The organism is Methanospirillum sp. (assembly GCF_035406105.1).
GTDB lineage: Archaea > Halobacteriota > Methanomicrobia > Methanomicrobiales > Methanospirillaceae > Methanospirillum.
On record NZ_DAONKG010000172.1, the window covers coordinates 1 to 5329 of the forward strand.

General features: G+C 47.8%; 4 protein-coding genes. All 4 read left to right on the plus strand.

All coding sequences use genetic code 11. The annotated features are described in order from the left end of the window. Nucleotides 1–673 (plus strand): aldehyde dehydrogenase family protein (locus PLA23_RS10090; RefSeq protein ID WP_324475102.1); only part of this gene is annotated, 673 nt, incomplete at its 5' end. Between the two features lie 5 nt (nucleotides 674–678). Continuing rightward, nucleotides 679–1530, plus strand: a complete 852-nt coding sequence (locus PLA23_RS10095; RefSeq protein ID WP_324475103.1) for a deoxyribonuclease IV — start codon at nucleotides 679–681, stop codon at nucleotides 1528–1530. Between the two features lie 232 nt (nucleotides 1531–1762). Next, nucleotides 1763–3904, plus strand: a complete 2142-nt coding sequence (locus tag PLA23_RS10100; RefSeq protein WP_324475104.1) for a NosD domain-containing protein — start codon at nucleotides 1763–1765, stop codon at nucleotides 3902–3904. A 124-nt stretch (nucleotides 3905–4028) separates the two neighbouring features. Continuing rightward, nucleotides 4029–5306 (plus strand): diadenylate cyclase, encoded by a 1278-nt coding sequence (locus PLA23_RS10105; RefSeq protein WP_324330799.1) that lies wholly within the window; start codon nucleotides 4029–4031, stop codon nucleotides 5304–5306. Nucleotides 5307–5329 lie beyond the last annotated feature (23 nt).

Below are 5329 nucleotides of genomic sequence, written 5' to 3' on the forward strand. Positions count from 1 at the left end.
CTGCCATGATGCAGACACTGAGGCTGCAGCAAAGGGTGCGGTATCAGGCCGGTTCTTTAACTGTGGTCAGACCTGCACAGCCATCAAACGTGTGTTTGTCGATAGCAGAATATATGATTCGTTCATACACCGTGTCCAGGAACTGGTCGGAAAACTTGTGGTAGGGGATGGTCTCAAGACCGGTACAGATATGGGTCCTCTTCATACTATCAGGCAGCGGGAGAATGTACACTCCCTTGTTCAGGGCACTGTTGATAACAACCAGGGAACTATACTGGCCGGTGGATATATTCCAGATACCCCTCCATATCAGTATGGCAATTTTTATCTGCCGACTATCCTGACTGATGTTGATCCTGATGCACCGGTTATGAAGGAAGAGGTGTTTGGTCCTGTTCTTCCGGTATCAGTCTTTGACACCCTCTCTGATGCCATTGAACATGCAAATGCGACACGGTATGGCCTTGGTGCCTCCATCTGGACCCATGATATGAGAACAATAAATCAGGCAATCCAGGATCTTGATGCCGGAATAGTCTGGGTAAATCAGCATCTTCGGATTCCTCCTGAAGTTCCGTTTGGCGGCATGAAATCGTCCGGTCTTGGACGGGAAAATGGCAGGTATGCCCTCCTTCATTATCTGGAAGAGAAGACAATTCTCATTCATCCATGAATATCATGATGAAGCGACAGGTAGGTGTTCATGTCTCTATTGCCGGTTCACTTCCGTATGCTTTTGACCGGGCACGTGAACGCGGATGCGATTGCATGCAGATTTTTACAAAAAACCCTCGTGGATGGCAGGCAAAACCGATCAGTGAACACGATACAGATGCATTTATCAGGAAGGCAGCAGAGTTCAGTCCAGGAATTGTATTTGCTCATATCTCTTATCTGCCCAATCTGGCCGGTGAGAAACCGGTAATGTATGAGAGATCAGTGCAGGCATTGCGCATGGAGCTTGATCGATGCGGCATTCTGCAGATTCCCTATCTTGTCACGCATCTTGGTCATGCCGGCGATGATCGAAAGTCCGGACGGACACGCGTTGTTTCTGCTATTGATACTGCTCTTGCCGGCAGCAAATCCGGCACCATACTCCTGCTTGAAAATACTGCAGGCGAACAGAATTCTGTGGGGAGCACAATAGAGGATATTGCAGACGTATTTGGACGATGTGAGCAGCAATCACGACTTGGTATCTGCTTTGACACCTGTCATGCCTTTGCAGCAGGATATGATCTCCGGGATCCAGAATCGGTAGGTGAAGTCGCAGACCAGATTCAGGATGCGATCGGACTGTCATCATTGCATCTGATTCATCTGAATGATGCGAAAGGTGACCTTGGAAGCGGGCTTGACCGTCATGAACATATCGGTATGGGAAACTTAGGTGAAGCTGGCATTCGGTCAGTCTTGCTGCATCCTGGTTTTTCAAAAATTCCCTGTATCTGCGAGACACCGGTTGATGATCGGCGCGGGGATGCAGAGAACATCAGGGTCGTCAGGGAACTTATGCGAATGGGATAATACAAAAAATCTGCAAATATCTGAAATTCATGAAAAAATATTCTATTTACATGATAAAATCATCATGACTTCTCTTTTCTATTTGAGGAAATATTATTGGGACTGAAGGGTAAATCTCTAAAAAATCTGACCTTTTATACGAGAACCTTATAGGCTTCCTTTCATAAACAAGAGTAACGAGATTCTTCTGATTCACGAAGCTGGTGATCCGGAAGAAGGGGAAGGTGTTGTGATGTCAGGAATAAAATTCCAAACCTTGGGATGTTTCATCCTGGTACTTATAAGTGCGCTTTGTGTATCGTGTACAGCTCAGCCAATAACTGCTCCTGCGGTGATTACATCACCAGGAATGTATGAGCTGACTGCCGATGCACGAGGGATAACTGATATATATGGCATCAGGATCGAGGCATCAGATGTCGTGCTTGACGGCCAGGGGCATTTTCTGGGCGGTGACCAGCGTGATAACTCAGTTGGTATTTATGTGAACAAATTTGGTGGTTCGATAACGAATGTCACGATAAAAAATCTGAAACTGGAAGACTGGAACTCAGGGGTGAGCTACCAGTACGTGAAGGGGAAAGAGGGGGATACCAATGTCGTATCAAATCTGGACATCCTCGATTGCCCGACCGGTATACATATCGAGTACTCTGATGTCATTTCAATCATTGACAATCTGATTCGGGACTGCTCAAAGGCAATCAATATCGAACAGACATCCAGTCAGGTCACGGTTCAGAAGAATATCCTGAAAAACAACGGTGTGGGCATTATTGTAATGAAGACAACCGATGTCACCCTGCATGATAATACCATCACTACCTGTGATGTCTATGGAGTACAGGTTATCGATTCATCCGGAATTACCATCACCAAAAATGGAATCAGCGATAATAAATATGCTGCACTCCAGATTGAAAGTACCACAGATTCTGTAATTACTGATAATAACTTCTCGAAAACCAGCACCGGTCCGGTGGTAGTCATAGGAAATGGTGTCAGGGGAGCGAAGATCTATAACAACTACTTTGGAAGTGTGAATAATATCTCCGTGGATGATATCAGCAGTGATATTGTCTGGAATACTACTCTTGAGGTGGGCGTTAATATTCTGGGCGGGCCGTATAAGGGTGGGAATTACTGGGGTTCTGCACCTGGCCTTGACGGGTTTTCTGATACCGTCCCGGATGAGGATGGGTATGGAATCGGTGACAAACCCTTCGAGATCAACTCCTATAATATTGACTATCTCCCCTTGACAAATACCGATAAGAATGCTCCTGCTCCAACTCCTGAACCGGCTCAACAGGTCTCATCAGAATCAGGAGAGGAAGCGGGCTTTGATGTTAATAACACATCAGAAGAAGAGAACGTGGCGACGAATGAGACTTCCCTGGAATTTCAGGCTGAAGAGGTGAATCAGTCAGAATCTGATCTGTCGAATACAACAATCAATGAAACCGTGAATACGTCGCCGGTACGTCAGTCCTCAACCCCCCCGATCTCTGTCCAGAACGAGCATCAGGAGGAAGAATCAGTCTTCTCGGCACTTGGTTCAGAGGTAGTCAGAGTAAAGGATGAGAATGGCACGGTGATCAGTACCAATACAACCACAAACGGGACGCAGGTGACGAATGAGGAAGTAAAGAATGGCTATCTTCTCTTTACCGGTCTAAAACCGGAAAGCCGGGTTGTGCTCATCACAAACACCCTCAAGGAGGTAGTCCTTGATACCGTCATGACATCAAGCCTTTCAGTCCCGGTCCCGGCTGACCTCCGGTTATATACCTCATGGAAAGTCCTGGTTCAGAATGAGACCAGTGCAGAAGGATCTATTGACCGGTATCCTGCTGCTGATGAGACGGTGATGATTGCAGTCAATACGACCGAACATCCGGTGACGGAAAATACCACGCATGCGGCACCCGCTCTCAATAATCCAGCCGTCCTAATCCTTCCAGAGATGGCTGCACCGGCATCAGTACTGACCGTGAATGAATCAGCAGCGACTCAAAACAACACAACACCATTTCCGGTCACCCCGCCGGTTTTACCATATCTTCCTGAACCCAGGGATGTGAATGGGACTGATACCCCTGCCGGCCGGATTGTAATTGAAAATGCCGCTGGAAAACTTGTGCCCGGCCATACTGTAACTGCATATGCGGGTCCGGGGGGAGCAATCTTTCCTGAGGGAACGGTTGAAGTGATGGCCGGTGAAGATATCACCTTTGTGGTAACTCCGTATGAAGGTCATGAAATTGAGTATCTGCTCATCGACGGTTCCAATGTTGATCCAGCTCCTGAATATCTATTTGCAAATGTCACACGGGATCATACCATCATTGCAGGGTTTACTAAGGTCGGGTAAACCTGTTTTCAGACCCTTTCATTTTCTTTTCACTATTACCTGCTGAAGAAATACCTTTATAGTCCCCAAAATGACACATCCTTCCGGTTACATCTTTATCACCCATCAGCACCTTAGTACTACTATGAACACCATCTCCTGGTACCGGTACCTGATGGTGTTTATCGTTGTTTTGGCATGCTTGTCGGTGATCAAGCCCTCTTTTGCCGAAACGCCTGTTCCTGGAAATGATGTGCTTACTCCTGTGGTAACTATACCGGTTCCACTGGAAGAAACAACAACAAAGGCGACAATTGCTCCGATTCATACCAAAGAACCGGCAGTCAAACCTCCGGTTGAAAACCCGAAACCGGGTGTTTCGCCGACTTATCCACCGGTCCAAAGCCCGACGGTACGGCCGGTCATCACGACGTTCGGGACAGGGACCCCTACCCCATCACCAGTCAGTACCGATACCGGAAATAACGAGACTGCAGAGACCTATTTCCAGTGGGGACGGGCGTATGAGGACGTCGGGAACTGCCCGGCTGCACTTACCGAGTTTGAGAAGGCTATTGCCCGTGATCCCTATTATGCCGATGCCTGGTATCACCGTGCGGTCTGTTATGAGAAACAGGGGATGTATGATGAAGCGTATGATTCGTACCGGTTCCTGCTTACCATTAATCCAGGGTATTTCTCTGAAAACAGGAATGCAACAAAGCCGGTAAGTTCAAATATTAGTCCGCTTGACGTCCCCCCACCACCAGGTGAAATTTTATTCCTGTCAGGGCCGCTCTTCTGGGTTCTCATTGGAACAGGTGTCGGGGGTCTTATTATCAGCGTTCTTGTGATGTATCACATACGCAGACGTCCGGCTCCGGAAGGACCGGTAGTTCTGTCTAGATCGTCATCAGGCCCGGTTACTGATGAGGAGTTGCAGACAATTGCTGAACAGATAGCCGATTATTACCCCTGTGATATGGACATCTGCATGCAGGTGATCCGGCTGGCTATTGAGATAGCCAGGGAAGGGAGAGAAGGCAAACCTGTCGGAACCGCCTTTATCCTGGGTGACAGCGATGCAGTTCTTTTGCGATCCCGACAGCTGATTCTCAACCCTCTGGCCGGTCACTCTCCAGAGGAACGGAAGATTACCAACCCGGACATGAGGGAAAATATTAAAGAGCTCGCACTGCTTGATGGTGCCTTTGTCATCAGGGAGGACGGGACGGTTGAAGCGGCTGGTAGGTACATTTCCATTGATACGAGTAATGTTCAGCTCTCAAAAGGGTTTGGGACCCGTCATGTATCGGTTGCAGCAATAACACAGGAGACCAAGGCAATTGGTATTGTCGTCTCTGAAAGTGGCGGGCAGGTCAGGATCATGGCACAGGGCCGTATCATCCTTGAGACAAGTTAAAAAAAATTAAAATGAGATCTCCG

Coding starts and splice junctions, on each gene's coding strand:
- PLA23_RS10095 (WP_324475103.1), top strand. CDS start 679: ATGATGAAGCGACAGGTAGGTGTTCATGTCTCTATTGCCGGTTCACTT.
- PLA23_RS10105 (WP_324330799.1), top strand. CDS start 4,029: ATGAACACCATCTCCTGGTACCGGTACCTGATGGTGTTTATCGTTGTT.
- PLA23_RS10100 (WP_324475104.1), top strand. CDS start 1,763: ATGTCAGGAATAAAATTCCAAACCTTGGGATGTTTCATCCTGGTACTT.